Origin of the sequence: Thioalkalicoccus limnaeus (assembly GCF_041197575.1) — a bacterium.
GTDB classification, from domain to species: domain Bacteria; phylum Pseudomonadota; class Gammaproteobacteria; order Chromatiales; family Chromatiaceae; genus Thioalkalicoccus; species Thioalkalicoccus limnaeus.
Genome location: NZ_JBDKXB010000020.1, coordinates 1 through 16,513, shown reverse-complemented (window position 1 = coordinate 16,513; position 16,513 = coordinate 1). Strand labels below are relative to the sequence as shown.

Genomic DNA, 16,513 nt, shown 5'->3' with positions numbered 1-16,513 from the left:
TTAGAAAACCCCTATGGCATGAAAGAAGATGATGGCCACCGAGATCGGTGCCACCCAGCGGACGAGGAAACGCCAAACGCGATAGGCGACACGGTCGCCCATGGCGAATTCGTCGACCGACGACGAGCGCGATAGGATCCAGCCCGCGAAGACCGCAATCAACAAGCCCCCGAGCGGCAACAGGATGTTCGCGGTCAGATAATCGAACAACTCGAGGATACCCATCCCGAACAACCTGTACTCCGACCAGACGTTCAGCGACAGCAGGCATGCGACGCCGAGGAACCATACCGTCAGGCCGGCGAGCACCGAGGCTCGAACGCGACTGAAGCTCATGTTCTCGACCAACCAGGCCACCATCGGCTCGAGCAGGGAGATCGCCGAGGTCCAGGCCGCGAAGACCAACAACACGAAAAACAGGGTCCCGAACAGGGTACCCCAGTTCATCTGGCCGAACGCGATCGGCAGGACCTTGAAGACCAGCCCCGTCCCCTGTGCCGGTTCCAGGCCGTACGCGAAGACGATCGGGAAGATCGCCAGGCCGGCGAGGACCGCAACCAAGGTATCCAAGCCGGCGATCAAGACCGTGTTCCGGCCGATCGACGCCTGGCTGTTCAGGTACGAGCCGTAGATCATGATGGCGCCCATGCCCAAGCTCAAACTGAAGAAGGCCTGGCCCATCGCGGCCAGCACCGAGGCGCCGGTAACCTCGCTGAAGTCCGGCGCGAACAGGAAGGCCACGCCGGCCGCGAAATGGCCCGTGGTCGCCGCGTAGCCGACGAGCACGAGCAGCAGCACGAACAGCGCTGGCATCAGGAATCGCACCGCCTGCTCCAAGCCACTCGCGACACCGCGCGCGACCACGAGGACCACCAGGACCATGAAGATGGTATGCCAGGCGAGCAGGCGTTCCGGATCGGCGACGAAACCATCGAAGGCCGCGCCGATCGCAGCGGCATCGACACCGCTGAAGGCACCGGCGGCCGCCCGGACGACATAGGCCATGGTCCAGCCGGCGATGACGCTGTAGAAGGACAGGATCAAGAAGCCGGCGAGGATGCCCATCCAACCGAGCAACTGCCACGCCGGCGACCGGCCCTCCTGCCTTGCCAGAGCACGCATGGTGTTTATCGGGCTTTGGCGACCACGCCGACCCAGCATGATCTCGGCCATCATGATCGGGATGCCGATGGCGGCGACGCAGAAGATATAGATGAGCACGAAGGCCCCGCCCCCATGCTCGCCGGCCGCATAGGGGAAGCGCCAGATGTTTCCCAACCCGACCGCCGAGCCGGTTGCGGCCAGGATGAAGGCCAATCGACCCGACCACATTCCGTGAATCGAGGTTGTCGCCGCCATACAGATGCCCCCTCAAGACCAGCAGATGACGCCGGGGTGATCGAAAGCCATCGATCCTGCGGGGTCCCGCCCGTCCTGTCGATGAAATGAAAGGTCACACATTTTGCGGAATTCACGCGACCGGCTCAACTGCCGGACCCGCGGGCGTCTCGGTGGCACGACCGCCACCGCACCGATCGCCGTTGCCGGAGGCCGCCCGCCGCCGCCGGGTACCGCCTTTGCCACGCGTTCCATGCGACCCATGCCGGGTCGTGCTGGCCCCACGCCCCCGTCACCCTCGTGCAATCTGTTCCCGCACGCATTGCGCGAGCCCTTCGGCCGTCGCTCGTACGCGCCCGCCATCGACCCCTTCGACCATGACGCGGATCAGCGGCTCGGTGCCCGAAGGCCGCAACAGGACGCGACCCTCGCCCGCCAGCTCCCGCTCGGCCTGATCGACCGCATCACGCAACGCGGGCTCGGACAGCAGGTCACGATGATCCGGCAACGGGACATTGATCAACACCTGCGGATAGCGTTCGACTCGCGCTGCGAGCTCGGCCAGCGTCGATTCGGTCTCGGCGATGGCAGCCAGGACCTGGAGCGCCGCGACGATCCCATCGCCGGTCGTCGTACGGTCGCGACAGATGATATGGCCCGATGGCTCGCCGCCGAGGAAACCGCCATCGCGCTTCAGTCGCTCCATGATGAACCGATCACCGACGCGCGTCCGAACGAAGTCGACCCCGAGGCGGCCCAGCGCGTGCTCGAGGCCGAGATTGCTCATTTGGGTTCCGACTACCGTCCCCAACGGAGCGCCCGCGGCGGACCGCGCCTTCGCGATGACGTAGAGCAACTGATCACCGTCGACGAGCTGGCCCTTGGCGTCGGCCATCAAGACCCGGTCACCGTCACCATCGAACGCGATTCCCAGGTCGGCACCCACCTCCACGACCATCCTCGCCATGTTCTCAGGACAGGTCGAACCCACCTCACGGTTGATGTTGAAGCCATCGGGCTCCGTACCGAGGCGCACGACCTCGGCGCCCAGCTCTTCGAAGACGTGCGGCGCGATGCCGTAGGTCGCCCCATGGGCGCAATCGACGACCAACTTGTAACCGTGCAGACTCATCGCATTCGGGAAGGTGCCTTTGCAGAACTCGATGTATCGGCCACTGGCATCCTCGAGCCGCCGCACCTTGCCGAGCGCCGCCGCCTCGACGGTACGCAGCGGCCTTTCCAGCTCGCGCTCGATCGCAAGCTCCAGATCGTCAGGCAGTTTGTCACCGTCCGCGGAGAAGAACTTGATACCGTTATCCTGGTAGGGGTTGTGCGACGCGGTGATCACGATGCCGGAGGCGGCGCGGAAGGTCCGGGTCAGGTAGGCGACCCCAGGCGTCGGCATCGGGCCGATCAGACGAATGTCGACGCCGGCGGCGACCAATCCCGCCTCCAACGCGGACTCGAACAGATACCCGGAGATCCGCGTGTCCTTGCCGATCAGCACCATGCCACCCTCGCCCTGGCCCAGTACCCGGCCCGCGGCCCACCCTAGCTTGAGCACGAAATCCGGGCTGATGATCGCATCACCGACGCGGCCACGAATGCCGTCCGTGCCGAAGAATTTACGCGTCTGCATCGATTGTCCCTCGATCGGATCGAAAAGAAGTCCCGGCCACGGAGCCACGGCGCCTCGCCAGGCCGTGGGGTCGGCACGCACGCGCCGCCGGTCCGTGACACGACCGGCGCAGCCCCGATGGCCGCGAACCGGGTGGTTGGAGTCGGACTCTGCTGGGGGCGCTGTTCGGAACCTCTTGTCAGACGATGCGTGCGCCGCCCGAAAAGGACACGGCCGCGGCGACGACCTTCAGGGCATCGCGGGTCGGCCCCACATCGTGGACACGGAGGATGCGGGCCCCGCCCATCAGCGCCAGCACCGCCGCCGCGAGACTGCCATGCAAACGCTCGCCCACCCCACGCCCAGTCACGAGCCCGATCATCGACTTGCGCGACAATCCGACGAGCAGTGGGGGACCGAGGGCGGCAATCCGGTGCAGATTCGCCAGCAGCGCGAGATTGTGGTTCAGCGTCTTGCCAAACCCGAACCCCGGGTCGACGAGGAGGCGCTGACGAGGGAGGCCGGCGGCCTCGCAACGGGCGATACGATCGGCCAGGAAGCCCGTTACCTCGACGACCACATCGCGGTACTCGGGGGCCTGCTGCATGCTCCCGGGCTCGCCTTGCATGTGCATCAGACAGACCGGCAGACCGGTCTGGACCGCCGCGGCCAGGGCACCGGGCCGACGCAACGCGCGCACGTCATTGATCAGACCGGCACCGGCGGCGGCGGCGGCTCGCATCGTTTCGGGCCGCGAGGTGTCGATGGAAATCGGGATCGGGAGGTCCTTCGCGAGCGCTTCGACGACCGGGATCACCCGTCGCAGTTCCTCGTCGGCCGGGACCGGCGCGGCACCCGGTCGCGTGGACTCGCCCCCGACATCGATCACCCCGGCGCCCTCGTCGAGCATTCGTGAGGCTTGCCGCCGCGCGGCATCCAAGCTCAGGAATGCACCCCCGTCCGAAAAGGAATCGGGGGTGACATTGAGGATACCCATGACGACAGGACTGGACAGGTCGAGCCAGCGGTCGCCGCACTGCAATCGGCTCATTCGCCTCGAAACAGCGCCTCAGTGTTCGCCCGCGGGTCCACCGATCGGACCATCGGTAGGCGTCGTCTTCGGCTTCGCGAGGATATCCGGATTCGGCGGCGTCCCATCGGTCTTCGGCGCGTGGGGATCGGTCCAACCCCGGGGCGGACGCGGCTCGCGACGCTCCATCAGGTCATCGATCTGCGCGGCATCGATGGTCTCGTACTTCATCAGGGCACCGGCCATCGCATGCAGGATGTCCAGATTGTCGGTCAGGATCTGGTGCACACGCGCATATTGTTCGTCGATGATCCGCCGCACCTCTTCGTCGATCAGCTCCATGATCTCGTTGGACACGTTCTTATGCTGGGCGACCGAATGACCGAGGAACACCTCCTGCTCGTCCTCGCTGTAGGCCAAGGGCCCGAGGCGCTCCGACAGGCCCCACTTGGCCACCATGTTGCGTGCGATATCGGTGGCGCGATGGATGTCGTTCTGGGCCCCGGTCGTGACATTGTCTTCGCCGTAGATCAACTGCTCGGCGACGCGACCGCCGAAGAGGCTCGCGATCGCGCTTTCCAGCCGCTGCTTGGTGTAACTGAAGCGATCTTCCTCGGGCAGGAACAGCGTCACGCCGAGTGCCCGACCGCGCGGGATGATACTGACCTTGTGCACAGGATCGTGCTGCGGGACCAGGCGCCCGACGATCGCGTGCCCGGACTCGTGATAGGCCGTCAAGCGCTTCTCGTCCTCGGTCATCACCATCGACCGGCGTTCGGCCCCCATCAGGATCTTGTCCTTGGCCGCTTCCATGTCCTCCATATCGACCAGCCGCTTGTCGGCCCGCGCCGCATTCAAGGCGGCCTCATTGACCAGGTTGGCCAGGTCGGCGCCCGAGAAGCCCGGCGTACCACGCGCGATGATCGAGGCATTGACATCCTCGGCCAACGGGATCTTCCGCAGATGCACATTCAGGATCTGCTCGCGCCCGCGGACGTCCGGCAGCGGCACGATCACCTGGCGGTCGAAGCGCCCTGGCCGCAACAAGGCCGGGTCGAGCACATCGGGACGATTGGTCGCGGCGATGACGATCACGCCTTCGGTCCCCTCGAACCCATCCATCTCGACGAGCAACTGGTTCAAGGTCTGTTCCCGCTCGTCGTGACCGCCGCCGAGACCGGCCCCCCGGTGTCGTCCCACCGCATCGATCTCGTCGATGAAGATGATGCAGGGTGCGTGTTTCTTCGCCTGCTCGAACATGTCCCGGACACGCGAGGCGCCGACGCCGACGAACATCTCGACGAAGTCGGAACCCGAGATCGTGAAGAAGGGCACCTTGGCCTCGCCGGCGATGGCCCTCGCGAGCAGGGTCTTGCCGGTCCCGGGCGGACCCACCATCAACACGCCCTTCGGAATCTTGCCGCCTAGGTTCTGGAACTTGGCTGGATCACGCAGGAAGTCGACCATCTCGACGACGTCTTCCTTGGCCTCCTCGGCCCCCGCGACATCGCTGAAGGTCACCTTGACCTGATCCTCCGACAACATCCTCGCGCGGCTCTTGCCGAACGACATCGCCCCGCGACCGCCTCCACCGCCCTGCATCTGCCGCAGGAAGAAGATCCAGATCGCCACCAAAAGCAACAACGGGAACCAGTTGATCAGGATCGACGACAAGACGCCAGGCTTCTCCGGCGGCGTCGCGCGGATGACCACGTCATTCGCCAACAGGTCGCCGACCAGGCCATCATCACCAGGATCGAAGGTCTTGAGGATCTGGCCCGTGTCATCGACAGCCTCGATGTCGCGGCCCTGAATCATGACTTCCTTCACGCGTCCTTGTTGGACTAGCTCGATGAAGTCCGAATAGGCCATCTTCTGGGTCTCGACCCGGGTCGTCGTGAAACTGTTGAACACCGACATCAAGACGACGGCGATGACCACCCAGAGAATCAGATTTTTCGCCATCTCACTCACGGCAGCGGGTCCCTCGTGAAGCGGAGCGTCCGGCGCGCGCCGGTCGCTTGGAAGAGCGTTCAGACAGTAACAGCATCAGGATCCCCGAGAAAGCGCCTGCCGACCAGATAGCACTCGCGGCTGGCCGAGCGCGATGCGAGCGGCTTGCGCACGACCACGGAACGGAACATCTGGCGCATGACCCAGAGCAACCCATCGAAACCAGCACCCTGGAAGGCTTTGATGACCAAGTTGCCGCCGGGTTTCAGCCACCGCTTGGCACAGTCCAGCGCCATCTCGCCCAACGCCGTGGCGCGCGCCTGGTCGACGACCGCCACGCCGCTGATATTTGGGGCCATGTCCGAAAGAACAACATCGACGGGCGCACCAGCCAAGACCCGCTCGAGCTCGCCCATGACGGCCTCGTCGAGAAAATCGCCCGTCACGCAGACGACGCCGGGGAGCGGATCCATCGCAAGCCGGTCAACGGCGATGACCTGCCCCGAGGAACCGGTTAGAGACACCGCGACCTGGCTCCACCCGCCGGGCGCAGCCCCGAGATCGACGACCCGGTCACCCGGCATCAGGATGCGGTCCTTCTCCTGCAAAGCCAGAAGTTTGAACGCTGCTCGCGAGCGATAACCGAGCTGCCTCGCGCGCGCGACATAGCTGTCGTTGACATGCCGATCAAGCCAGCGCCGACTGCTCTTGCTGCGAGCCATGGACCTCGTTGCGGACAGGCCGCATCAACGAAACGATATAACGACCGGAAGGGACGACCGCCGGCTGCCTAGCCAATCGACGATACCAACTCGTCATGGCCAAGGCAAGAACCCAGCGCGACGGTCTGTCGGTCGCCGGGTTCGTGGACAACCCCTCGATCGGATTCGCCTGGCCGCCGCCCAGCGCCTTCCGCGTCACGGGCGAGGCCACAGACGCGACCTCTGCGGGCCGCGATCCCGGCTTGGGCGACGAGCCCTCGTCTACCGGCAGCCGGGACCCTTCGGTTGGTCTCGAAGGTGTCACAGCGCGACCAGGATGCCGCCGTCCTCGACCTTCACCTCGTAGAGCGGCTCGTCCTTCTTCGCGGGACGCGCCAGACATCGGCCGGTCGTGACATCGAACTGGGCGCCATGTCGACGGCAGGTGACGACCTTGCCCTCCAATTGGCCCTTGTCCAGCTCCCCGCCGAAGTGGGTGCAGATGTTGCCGATCGCGTGATACTGGCCATCGATGTTCGTGATCAGAACCGCTTTGCGACCGATGGTCACGCCCTTCATCGTGCCAGGCGGGATCTCGTCCACCTGGGCCACAAGGTGGTATTCCATAGCCGGCCTCCGGGTAGAAAAGCACCACATGGTGCGCCCATCGAATCTGGACCCTGTTCCGCAATCCTCAAGATCCGGCGCGCACGACCTTCTCCGACGCAGGGCCGTCGCACACCGCCAACCGGCCCCGCCACTCGCCGAGTCGAATGCTGGCCGGCCAGGCGTCGGGGCGTTGTTCCGGCGACCAACGACCTTGACCCGTCACTTCACGTCCTCTAGTCTCGACGCCTCGCGACCAAGCCAGGCGAGGACCTAGGCAACCATCGATGACGAGCGATTCCGGTTGGAGCGCCCGCCGCGCGGGCTGGGCGCTGGTCGGCCTGACCATCTCCATCCTGCTGACGGGTTGCGGCCAGCGCGAGCCGGCGCCCAGCGAGACCCTCGCCGAGGCCATGGCGGATTCGCCGCTCGAGCATGCGCTCAAGCATCTGGATCCCAAGTACGTCTGCCCGATGCATCCGCAGATCGTCCGCGACGACCCCGGGACCTGCCCGATCTGCGGGATGGCCCTGGTCGAGCGCTTCATGGACCCGCAGACCGGTCGCCACCCCGAGGTGACGGTGGCGCCGGCGATGCAGCAGACCCTCGGCGTGCGGATCGGCACCGTCGAACGCGGTACCCTGTGGCGGTTCATCCGGACCCTCGGGCGCGTCGACTACGACGAGACGCGGCTGGCGCACGTCCACCCGCGCGCGGACGGCTGGATCGAGGCGCTGCATGTCCGCGCCGAGGGCGAATCGGTCGCGCGCGGCGAAGACCTCGCCGATCTCTATGCCCCAGCCATCCTCTCGGCTCAGATCGATTTCTTGCTGGCCCTGGAGCCTCAAACACGCGGGGGCACCCAAGTTGCCGCCGACCAGGCGCGCAATCGGCTGCGGGTGCTAGACCTCCCCGAGGAGGTGATTCGCGACATCGAGCGCCGCCGCGAGGCGCGCCATCGCGTCCCGGTGCGCGCCCCGCTCGATGGCGTCATCACGCAGCTCGCGGCGCGTCAGGGGATGTACGTCGAGCCGGCGACCGAGATGTTCACGATCGCCGATCTGAGCCGGGTGTGGGTCCTCGTCGACATCTTCGAGGCGCAGATCGACTGGCTCGCGCCGGGCCAGAGCGCCGAGATCCGGGTACCAGCGCGGCCGGGGCGCGTTTGGGAGGGCCGCGTCGACCATTTGTACCCGGCGCTCGACCCGACGACCCGCACCTTGCGCGCCCGGCTGGTCTTCGACAACCCGGACCTGGAACTCAAGCCGAACATGTTCGCGAACGTCGTCATCTACGGCGGCCCCAAACGCGACGTACTGATGATCCCGGCCGAGGCCCTGATCGTGACCGGTGAGCGGACCACCGTCGTCAAGGCGCTCGACGAGGGACGCTTCCAACCGGTCGAGGTCGTCCCGGGCCTCGAACGTGGCGGCCAGGTCGAGATCCTGTCCGGGCTCGCCGAGGGCGACCGCATCGTCCTGTCCGGACAGTTCCTGATCGATTCCGAGTCCAATCTCCAGGCGAGCTTCCAGCGGCTGTCCACGGACGACGACAGGGGCGGATCGGCTGGCGCGACGGGCGATCATGCCGGTCACTGACGAGCGGGCCCGTCCCAACCCGGCGGAACGGCCGCGATGAGCCAGGTCATCCTCTGGTCCCTGCGCAATCGCCTCGTGGTCCTGTTGGCGGCGATCCTGCTCGCGGCCTGGGGTCTGACGGCGGTCCAGCAGACGCCGCTCGATGCGATCCCGGACCTGTCCGACGTCCAGGTCATCGTGCGCACCAACTTCGCCGGCCAGGCCCCGCAGGTCGTCGAGGACCAGGTCACCTACCCGATCACGACGACCATGCTCGCGGTCCCCGGGGCGCGCGCGGTGCGCGGTTACAGCTTCTTCGGCGACAGCTTCGTCTACGTCCTGTTCGACGACGACACCGACCTCTACTGGGCCCGCTCGCGCGTGCTCGAATACCTGAACCAGGCCGCCGCGCTGCTGCCGGATGGCGTCCAACCGCGGATCGGACCGGACGCGACCGGCGTCGGATGGGTCTACAGCTATGCGCTCGTCGACCGCCACGGCCGACATGACCTGGCGCAATTGCGCAGCCTCCAGGATTGGTACCTGAGGTTCGAGTTGCAAAGCGTACCCGGGGTCGCCGAGGTCGCGACCGTCGGCGGCATGGTTCGCCAGTACCAGATCGTCGTCGACCCGGAGAAGCTGCGCGCTTTCGGAATCCCCTTGTCGCGGGTGCTGTCGGCGGTGCGCGACGCGAACCAGGAGGTCGGCGGGTCGGTCATCGAACGGGCCGAGGCCGAGTACATGATCCGCACGCGCGGCTTCCTGACCGGGCTGGCCGACATCGAGACGATCCCGATCGCCGTCACCGAGGCCGGCACTCCGGTGCTGCTGCGCGATCTGGCCCGCATCCAGATCGGCCCCGAGATGCGCCGCGTCGTCGCCGACCTCGACGGGCAAGGCGAGGTCACCGGCGGCATCATCGTGATGCGTTATGGCGAAAATGCGCTGACGACGATCGCCGCCGTCGAGGCCAAGCTCGAGGCGCTGCGCGCCGGTCTGCCCGACGGCGTCGAGATCGTGACGACCTACGACCGCTCCGAGCTGATCCTGGCCGCGGTCGACAACCTGCGCACCAAGCTGATCCAGGAACTCGTCGTCGTCGCGCTCGTGTGCCTGCTGTTTCTGTTCCATCTGCGCTCGGCGTTCGTCGCGATCGTGTCGCTGCCGTTGGGCATCCTGACCGCCTTCATCCTGATGAACGCGCAAGGCGTCAACGCCAACATCATGTCGCTCGGCGGGATCGCGATCGCGATCGGGACCATGGTGGACGCCGCGATCGTGATGATCGAGAACGCGCACAAGCACCTCGAACGCGCTGGCGCCAACCTGAGCACCAATCGCCGCTGGGAGGTCATCGGCGAGGCGGCGACCGAGGTCGGTCCGGCGCTGTTCTTCTCGCTGTTGATCGTGACCGTCAGCTTCCTGCCGGTCTTTGCGCTCGAGGCCCAAGAGGGCCGTCTGTTTGCGCCGCTGGCCTTCACGAAGACCTATGCGATGGCCGCAGCCGCCGGGTTGGCGGTGACCCTGGTCCCAGTCCTGATGGGTTACCTGATCCGCGGCCGGATCGCCCCCGAGGAGGCCAACCCGATCAATCGCGCGCTGATCGCGATCTATCGGCCGTTGCTGCGCGGCGTGCTGCGCCGCCCGGGCACGACCATCGCCGCGTCGGTCTTGATCCTGTTCAGCACGCTGATCCCCTCGAGCGGCATCGGCGGCCTGTTGGCCCCGCTGAAATGGCCGTTTCAGGCCGCCGGCCTGGTGGTCGCGGACGGGCCGCATCGGGTCGCCATCGAGCGGATCCAAGACTGGCAGGATGGCCTCGCCGCGGCCTGGCAGCGCGGGCTGGGCGGTGTCCCGGTGCTCGGCCACTGGCATCGCGGGCTCGGCTCGGAGTTCATGCCGGAGCTCGACGAAGGCGATCTGATGTACATGCCGACCACGCTGCCGGGGATCTCGATCGGCAAGATGGCGGAGCTGTTGCAGCAGACCGACCGCCTGATCGCGAGCCTGCCGGAGGTCGAGCGCGTGTTCGGCAAGGCCGGGCGGGCCGACACCGCGACCGATCCGGCCCCGCTGACGATGATCGAGACGGTGATCCAGCTCAAGCCGCGCGATCAATGGCGCCCGGGCCTGACGCTCGCGGATCTGATCGCGGAGCTCGACGCGCTGGTCGCGGTGCCCGGGCTGGCCAATGCCTGGGTCATGCCGATCAAGACCCGGATCGACATGCTCGCGACCGGCCTCAAGACCCCGGTCGGGGTCAAGATCGCCGGACCGGACCTGGCCGAGATCGAGCGCATCGGCGCGGCCGTCGAGCGCGCCCTGATGCAGGTGCCGGGCACCGCCTCGGCCTACGCCGAGCGGGTCGCTCAGGGCCGCTATATCGAGATCCTTCCGGACCGGGTGGCCGCGGCGCGCGTCGGGCTCAACATCAGCGACATCAATCAAATCGTCGCGGCCGGGCTCGGCGGCGTGACCGTGACCCAGACCGTCGAGGGCCTCGAGCGCTACCCGGTCAATGTCCGCTTCCCGCGCGAGCAGCGCGACGACCTGCCGAAGCTGCGCGAGCTGCCGATCGTGACGCCGACCGGCGCCCAGATCCCGCTCGGCCAGATCGCCGAGATCCGGATCGTCGACGGTGCCGACATGCTGCGCAGCGAGAACGCGCGCCTCAACGGCTGGGTCTTCGTCGACATCCGTGGGCGCGATCTCGGCCGCTATATCGCCGAGGCCCAGGCCGTCGTGCGCGATCAGGTCGGGCTGCCGCCGGGCTACTCGATCGCCTGGTCGGGCCAGTACGAATACATGCAGCGCGCCCAGGCCCGGCTGGCACAGATCGTGCCGATCACGCTGGCCTCGATCTTTCTGCTGCTGTACCTGACCTTCCGCTCGACCAGCACCGCGCTGCTCGTGATGCTGTCGCTGCCCTTCGCGCTGGTCGGCGGGGTCTGGCTCGTCTATCTGCTGGGGTATAACCTGTCGGTGGCCGTCGCCGTCGGTTTCATCGCGCTGGCCGGCGTCGCCGCCGAATTCGGCGTCATCATGCTGGTCTACCTGAACAACGCGGTGCGCGATCGGCGCGCGGCCGGTCAGCTGCGTGACGAGCCCGATCTGGTCGAGGCGATCGTCGAAGGCGCGGTCATGCGTGTGCGGCCGAAGGCGATGACGGTCGCGACCATCTTCGCCGGACTGCTGCCGATCCTGCTCGGGGTCGGAGTCGGCTCCGAGGTCATGAGGCCGATCGCGGCCCCGATGGTCGGCGGCATGATCACGGCCCCGCTGTTGAGTCTGTTCGTGATCCCGGCCATCTACTTGATCCTGCACCGGCGAGACGGTGCGACAGGGGTGGCGGAGACATCGAGGAAGACATGACCAAGCTGTTGATGAATCTGCGTTACGTGACCGACGAGGAGGCCCAAGAGGTCCGCGAGCTGCTCGAGCGCCACCAGATCGCCTACTACGAGACCCCGCCCAATCGCTGGGGCATCACGGTCGGTGGCATCTGGCTCGAGGACCGCCGCCAGTTTCCGGCCGCGCGGCGCCTGCTCGACGCGTACCAGGCCGAGCGCGGCGCCCGCGTGCGGGCCGAGCACGAGGCGGCCCGCGCGCGCGGCGAACTCGATACGCTGGCCCAACGCATCCGACGCGAGCCGGCCCGGGTGCTGTTCTATTTCGCGGCCGTCGCGGCGATCGCCGCGCTGATGATCCTACCCTTCCTCCAGGTCGCTTTCAGGACCTGACCGAGACACCCGCCGGCCCTGGACGTTTTCTTCCATCCGTGTTGATCCGCGTCCATCCGTGGCTTTGGGTATTCGTCCGGGAAAATCCGTAGCTGATCAATCCTGTCAGCGGCCGGCGCGATGTGCCGGGCGAGGGTTTCCGATGGGTTACGCGGCTGTGTGAATGAGGCTGTCGATCGGGACGGTGACGGGGCTGTTCTGGCCCAGGAGGATCATCATGACGGTGACGCGATCCTTGGCGCAGGTGGAGATGATGCCGGTGAGGCCGGCCAGGGGACCATCGGTCAGCCGAACGGGGTCGCCAGGCTTGAAGAGGCTGATGGTGGTGTCCTGATCCAAGCGGTGCAGGGTCTGTTCCAGGATGTGCAGTTCCCGCAGGACCCGGGGGTCGATGGTGGCCGGGATGTTGCCGAAGCGGACCAGCCGCGTGACGCCGCAGGTGCTGCGGACGGGGGCGATGCTGTGCTGGGGATCCGCCGGACTGAAGAAGGCGTAGCGTGGGAAGTAGACCTCGCGGATGCGGGTCCAGCGGCGCTGGCGGCGTTTCCAGCAAGCGTGCAGCGGCAGGTAGGTGTGATAGCCCTGCTCCGCCAGGTGGGTAACGGCGAGTCGTTCCTGGCGCGGCTTGGTCTGGACCACGTACCAGGGGGCGCCGGTGTCGAAGTCCCGGTGGGCCTGGGTGATGTTCGAGGTGCCTGGCATCATGACTTACCTACTGTCCTGTCGCGTCCCTGTCCGGCCGCCCCATGGGCCGTGTCTCCGGCACGCAGCCCGGGGCGCCGATCAGCAGCGGCGCGTGCGCGCCCTCCCCCATCCAAGGGGATATTTTGCCACGGAAGCGCTCGGAAGACCACGGAAGGTGCCGGGGATTCCCCTCTGAGTGTTCGCGGAACCGCGCCGACATCGCCATTGCGCAATGGGTTTCCTCCGTCTACGCTTAGTCCGTGGTGGCCGCAGGTTGTGGGTACCCAGTGATCAGCTACTCGCGCTCCGGTCGGGCGATCCAGCTGTCGCCATCCGTCGCACTGCGCAGGGGTTAACGGTGATCGTCACGGCGAATCAGCGTCTGGAGACCTGGATCAGGACGGTGCTGGTAGGCCCCGCGGTGTCGTTTGCGCCACCCCGCGACCATCCCGACGAAGGAACCATCTGGGTCCACCTGCTGGATCTGCTCCCGTCGCCTGCCACCAGTCCGTCTCCACACCCCCCGTTGTGCCTGTCCGTTCGGTATCTGCTGACGGTATGGGGCCAATCGCCCGCGGTCGAGCACCAGCTACTCGGAGACTTGGTCGTCGCGGCCCTGCAATGCACCGACTTCGACGTCGAGCTCGGACCGATCGAGGCGACGCTATGGCAGGCCTTCGGCCTGCCGCCGCGACCCGGTTTCACCGTCCGGTTGCGCGTCGAGGTCGAACGGCGGACACCGGCAACCCCCCGGATCCGCGAGCTAGCCAAAGTCCGAGAGATCGCGGTCACAGCCCTTTCTGGTCGCGTCCTGGGAACTGGTGCGATCCCGCTCAGCGGGGCCGAGGTCGCCGTGCCAGCGCTGCGGCTTGCGACCCGCACCGACCACGGGGGTTGGTTTCGGTTCGCGTCGCTCCCGACTGGTCTCGCGTCGGGCTCGCTCAGGGTTCGCGCCCGCGGGCTCGAGCGGACGGTCCCACTTGCCAGCCTGTCAGGCCACGCGGCCCCGCTAGTCATCCACTTCGACATCGAGGAGGGCTGATATGGTCAACGTCCCCAGCACACCTGGCGTATATGTGATCGAGGTGCCGGGAGGGCCCCGGCCGATCGGGGGGGTCGGCACCAGCACCGCCGCTTTTCTCGGGGTGGCCCCGAGCCGCACGCGAAATCTCAACGAACCCGTCGCCTGCCACAATTGGTCGCAATTCGTGCGGACCTTCGTCCAAGAGGGAGACAAGGCGACCGACTTGGCTCGAGCCGTCTTCGGGTTCTTCGTGAATGGCGGCACGCGTTGCTATGTCGTCAATGTCGGCGAAGGCAACAGCATCGCCGGTGACACCAAGCGTCGCACCGGTTTGGCCTGCCTGGAACCGATCGACGAGATCGCGATCGTTGCGGCACCAGGCTACACGGACAGCGGCTCTTACGATCAGCTGTTGAGTCACTGCGAGGCCCTCGGGGATCGCGTGGCCGTGCTCGACGCGCCTTTGAAGGTCGACGACACGGATCGGCTCAAGGAGATGTCCCAGAACCAGGCCCCTCCGACGGTGGAGGCGGACGGCGAACCCTCGCCCAGGTCACGGCCACGATCGGGACTGCGCCCGCGCGACTCGGACTCAGGCTACGGCGCCTTCTACTTCCCATGGATTCGGACGCACGAACCTGCGGAGTTCGGCCGCGGCATCGTCGCGGCGCCACCGTCGGGCCATGTCGCCGGAATCTACGCCCGCGTCGACGCGACGCGGGGCGTGCACAAGGCACCGGCCAATGAACTGGTCCGAGGCGCGATTGGCCTCGAATACGCCGTCACGCACGCCGAACAGGCCGAGCTCAATCGCAAGGGAGTCAATTGCATCCGCACCATTGCGAACGGGATCCGGGTCTGGGGCGCGCGGACCCTGGCCCCCGAGGCCAGCGAGTCGCGCTACATCAACGTCCGCCGGCTGTTGAACTTCATCAAGGAGTCGATCCGCGAAGGCACGAACTGGACCGTGTTCGAGCCGAACGATGCGATGCTCCGCCAATCGGTCGTACGGGATGTCAGCAACTTCTTGCGCATGCAATGGCGCACCGGGGCGCTGGTCGGTAGCCGCGCCGAGGAGGCCTTCTTCGTCAAGTGCGACGCCGAGAACAACCCGCCGGAGGCGGTCGACAACGGACAACTGATCATCGATATCGGGCTCTGTCCATCGAAGCCGGCCGAGTTCGTCGTCTTCCAGGTGACTCAGTGGTCCGGTGGAACCCAGGTCGAAGGGGCCTAAGTTAGAGGAGCGGAACCATGGCTGACGAACGCAATCTGTTGCGCGTCTACAACTTCGTCTTCGAGCTCCAGGGCGTACGGGTCGCTTACTTCACGCAGATCAGCGCCCTCGGTGTCGACATCGACGTGATCGAATACCGCGAGGGCGGCGATGCGGCGAATGTGCGCACCCTGCCGGGACTGGTCCGCTATCCTCGGATCACGCTGAGCTGGGGTGTGACGACGTCCGGCGAGATGTGGCAATGGCTGATGACGGCGATCAATGGCCGAGTCGAGAAGCGCAATGCCGCCGTGATCTCGCTGAGCCCCGACGGCAACCGCGAGGTGGTCCGTTACAATCTGACGCAAGTCTGGCCCTGCAGCTGGAACGGTGCCAGTTTCGATGCGTTGGGCAGCGAAGCGGCGATCGAGCGGGTGACGCTGGTAGCCGAGACGCTGGAGCGTGTCGCCAATGCTGGCGCGGCTTAAGCTCTGGGTCGCGACGCTGTTGCAGGGCTTGGCCGAACGCTTGTCCGATTCGGCCAGCGTACGGACTGCATCGCGCGATCCAGTCGGCACGCCAACGGGGCGCCCGGCCGGAGGCGACACCGACGAGCATCGAACGGTCACCACCGAGCCCGCCGGCGGTCCCCCGCGGCACTGGGTCGAACTGGTGCAGCGCCGAGCACCGCAGTGGCTCGCCAGTCTGGCCGAGGTCCCAGCAGGACCGGCATGGCCGAGTCCACCACCGGCGCCCGGCATACCGTCGATGCCGTCGCCCGTTGCGCCCCCGCCCGAGGGGCCGAAGGAACGAACCAGGGGCCGGTCGACCGTCGGCGCGGCGCAGGCTCAACGAGCGGTGGCACAGCCCAGCGTCCCCCCCGGCGCCAGGGCGCCTGTGGTACCACCGGCACGCCCGATACCTCCAGCGGCAGAGTCGCCGCCATCATCAGGCTCGACCACCCCGCCGCCGAGCCCGCTGGCCGGTGCCAATCCGCACGCGGAGCCGGTCCCATCCGGGCCGAGC

General features: G+C 66.8%; 13 protein-coding genes. 6 read left to right on the top strand and 7 right to left on the bottom strand.

Annotated elements, in window-relative coordinates; all coding sequences use genetic code 11:
* The 6 genes from ABC977_RS13290 to ABC977_RS13265 form a co-directional block, all read right to left on the bottom strand.
* Window positions 1–1,359, bottom strand: a complete 1,359-nt coding sequence (locus ABC977_RS13290; protein ID WP_369667752.1) for a sodium-dependent transporter — start codon at window positions 1,357–1,359, stop codon at window positions 1–3.
* A 271-nt stretch (window positions 1,360–1,630) separates the two neighbouring features.
* Window positions 1,631–2,977 (bottom strand): phosphoglucosamine mutase, encoded by a 1,347-nt coding sequence (gene glmM, locus ABC977_RS13285; protein WP_369667751.1) that lies wholly within the window; start codon window positions 2,975–2,977, stop codon window positions 1,631–1,633.
* Between the two features lie 178 nt (window positions 2,978–3,155).
* Window positions 3,156–4,007, bottom strand: coding sequence for a dihydropteroate synthase (gene folP / locus ABC977_RS13280; protein ID WP_369667750.1), 852 nt, complete (start codon window positions 4,005–4,007; stop codon window positions 3,156–3,158).
* An 18-nt stretch (window positions 4,008–4,025) separates the two neighbouring features.
* Window positions 4,026–5,951, bottom strand: coding sequence for an ATP-dependent zinc metalloprotease FtsH (gene ftsH / locus ABC977_RS13275; RefSeq protein ID WP_369667749.1), 1,926 nt, complete (start codon window positions 5,949–5,951; stop codon window positions 4,026–4,028).
* Window positions 5,952–6,019: 68 nt separating this feature from the next.
* A complete protein-coding gene (locus ABC977_RS13270; RefSeq protein WP_369667748.1) occupies window positions 6,020–6,661 on the bottom strand; it encodes an RlmE family RNA methyltransferase in 642 nt (213 codons plus the stop codon).
* A gap of 300 nt (window positions 6,662–6,961) precedes the next feature.
* Window positions 6,962–7,267 carry a Rieske (2Fe-2S) protein gene (locus ABC977_RS13265; protein WP_369667747.1) on the bottom strand — a complete coding sequence of 102 codons (306 nt, stop codon included), beginning with the start codon at window positions 7,265–7,267 and terminating at the stop codon, window positions 6,962–6,964.
* Window positions 7,268–7,533: 266 nt separating this feature from the next.
* Here ABC977_RS13265 and ABC977_RS13260 point away from each other — a divergent pair, with 266 nt between their 5' ends.
* Genes ABC977_RS13260 through ABC977_RS13250 form a run of 3 tightly spaced genes read left to right on the top strand, consistent with a single transcriptional unit; the run spans window position 7,534 to window position 12,563 of the window.
* Entirely contained in the window at window positions 7,534–8,844 is a 1,311-nt protein-coding gene (locus ABC977_RS13260; RefSeq protein ID WP_369667746.1) for an efflux RND transporter periplasmic adaptor subunit, read from the top strand.
* 36 nt (window positions 8,845–8,880) lie between these two features.
* On the top strand, window positions 8,881–12,195 hold the full coding sequence (locus ABC977_RS13255) for an efflux RND transporter permease subunit (protein WP_369667745.1): 3,315 nt from the start codon (window positions 8,881–8,883) through the stop codon (window positions 12,193–12,195).
* Complete coding sequence (locus ABC977_RS13250) at window positions 12,192–12,563, top strand: DUF6164 family protein (RefSeq protein ID WP_369667744.1); 372 nt, start codon at window positions 12,192–12,194, stop codon at window positions 12,561–12,563. The genes ABC977_RS13255 and ABC977_RS13250 overlap by 4 nt, the downstream gene beginning before the upstream one ends.
* A 147-nt stretch (window positions 12,564–12,710) precedes the next feature.
* Here the strand turns inward: ABC977_RS13250 and nusG are convergent, their stop codons facing one another.
* Window positions 12,711–13,268: a transcription termination/antitermination protein NusG gene (nusG, locus tag ABC977_RS13245; RefSeq protein WP_369667743.1), complete on the bottom strand. Its 558-nt coding sequence runs from the start codon at window positions 13,266–13,268 to the stop codon at window positions 12,711–12,713.
* 337 nt (window positions 13,269–13,605) lie between these two features.
* Between nusG and ABC977_RS13240 the strand changes: the two genes are divergently transcribed.
* Genes ABC977_RS13240 through ABC977_RS13230 form a run of 3 tightly spaced genes read left to right on the top strand, consistent with a single transcriptional unit; the run spans window position 13,606 to window position 15,975 of the window.
* Window positions 13,606–14,289: a hypothetical protein gene (locus tag ABC977_RS13240; RefSeq protein ID WP_369667742.1), complete on the top strand. Its 684-nt coding sequence runs from the start codon at window positions 13,606–13,608 to the stop codon at window positions 14,287–14,289.
* A gap of 1 nt (window position 14,290) precedes the next feature.
* Complete coding sequence (locus ABC977_RS13235) at window positions 14,291–15,508, top strand: phage tail sheath family protein (protein ID WP_369667741.1); 1,218 nt, start codon at window positions 14,291–14,293, stop codon at window positions 15,506–15,508.
* 17 nt (window positions 15,509–15,525) lie between these two features.
* Complete coding sequence (locus ABC977_RS13230) at window positions 15,526–15,975, top strand: phage tail protein (RefSeq protein ID WP_369667740.1); 450 nt, start codon at window positions 15,526–15,528, stop codon at window positions 15,973–15,975.
* The last annotated feature ends 538 nt before the right edge of the window (window positions 15,976–16,513 follow it).

Coding starts and splice junctions, on each gene's coding strand:
- ABC977_RS13290 (WP_369667752.1), bottom strand. CDS start 1,359: ATGGCGGCGACAACCTCGATTCACGGAATGTGGTCGGGTCGATTGGCC.
- glmM (WP_369667751.1), bottom strand. CDS start 2,977: ATGCAGACGCGTAAATTCTTCGGCACGGACGGCATTCGTGGCCGCGTC.
- folP (WP_369667750.1), bottom strand. CDS start 4,007: ATGAGCCGATTGCAGTGCGGCGACCGCTGGCTCGACCTGTCCAGTCCT.
- ftsH (WP_369667749.1), bottom strand. CDS start 5,951: ATGGCGAAAAATCTGATTCTCTGGGTGGTCATCGCCGTCGTCTTGATG.
- ABC977_RS13270 (WP_369667748.1), bottom strand. CDS start 6,661: ATGGCTCGCAGCAAGAGCAGTCGGCGCTGGCTTGATCGGCATGTCAAC.
- ABC977_RS13265 (WP_369667747.1), bottom strand. CDS start 7,267: ATGGAATACCACCTTGTGGCCCAGGTGGACGAGATCCCGCCTGGCACG.
- ABC977_RS13260 (WP_369667746.1), top strand. CDS start 7,534: ATGACGAGCGATTCCGGTTGGAGCGCCCGCCGCGCGGGCTGGGCGCTG.
- ABC977_RS13255 (WP_369667745.1), top strand. CDS start 8,881: ATGAGCCAGGTCATCCTCTGGTCCCTGCGCAATCGCCTCGTGGTCCTG.
- ABC977_RS13250 (WP_369667744.1), top strand. CDS start 12,192: ATGACCAAGCTGTTGATGAATCTGCGTTACGTGACCGACGAGGAGGCC.
- nusG (WP_369667743.1), bottom strand. CDS start 13,268: ATGATGCCAGGCACCTCGAACATCACCCAGGCCCACCGGGACTTCGAC.
- ABC977_RS13235 (WP_369667741.1), top strand. CDS start 14,291: ATGGTCAACGTCCCCAGCACACCTGGCGTATATGTGATCGAGGTGCCG.
- ABC977_RS13230 (WP_369667740.1), top strand. CDS start 15,526: ATGGCTGACGAACGCAATCTGTTGCGCGTCTACAACTTCGTCTTCGAG.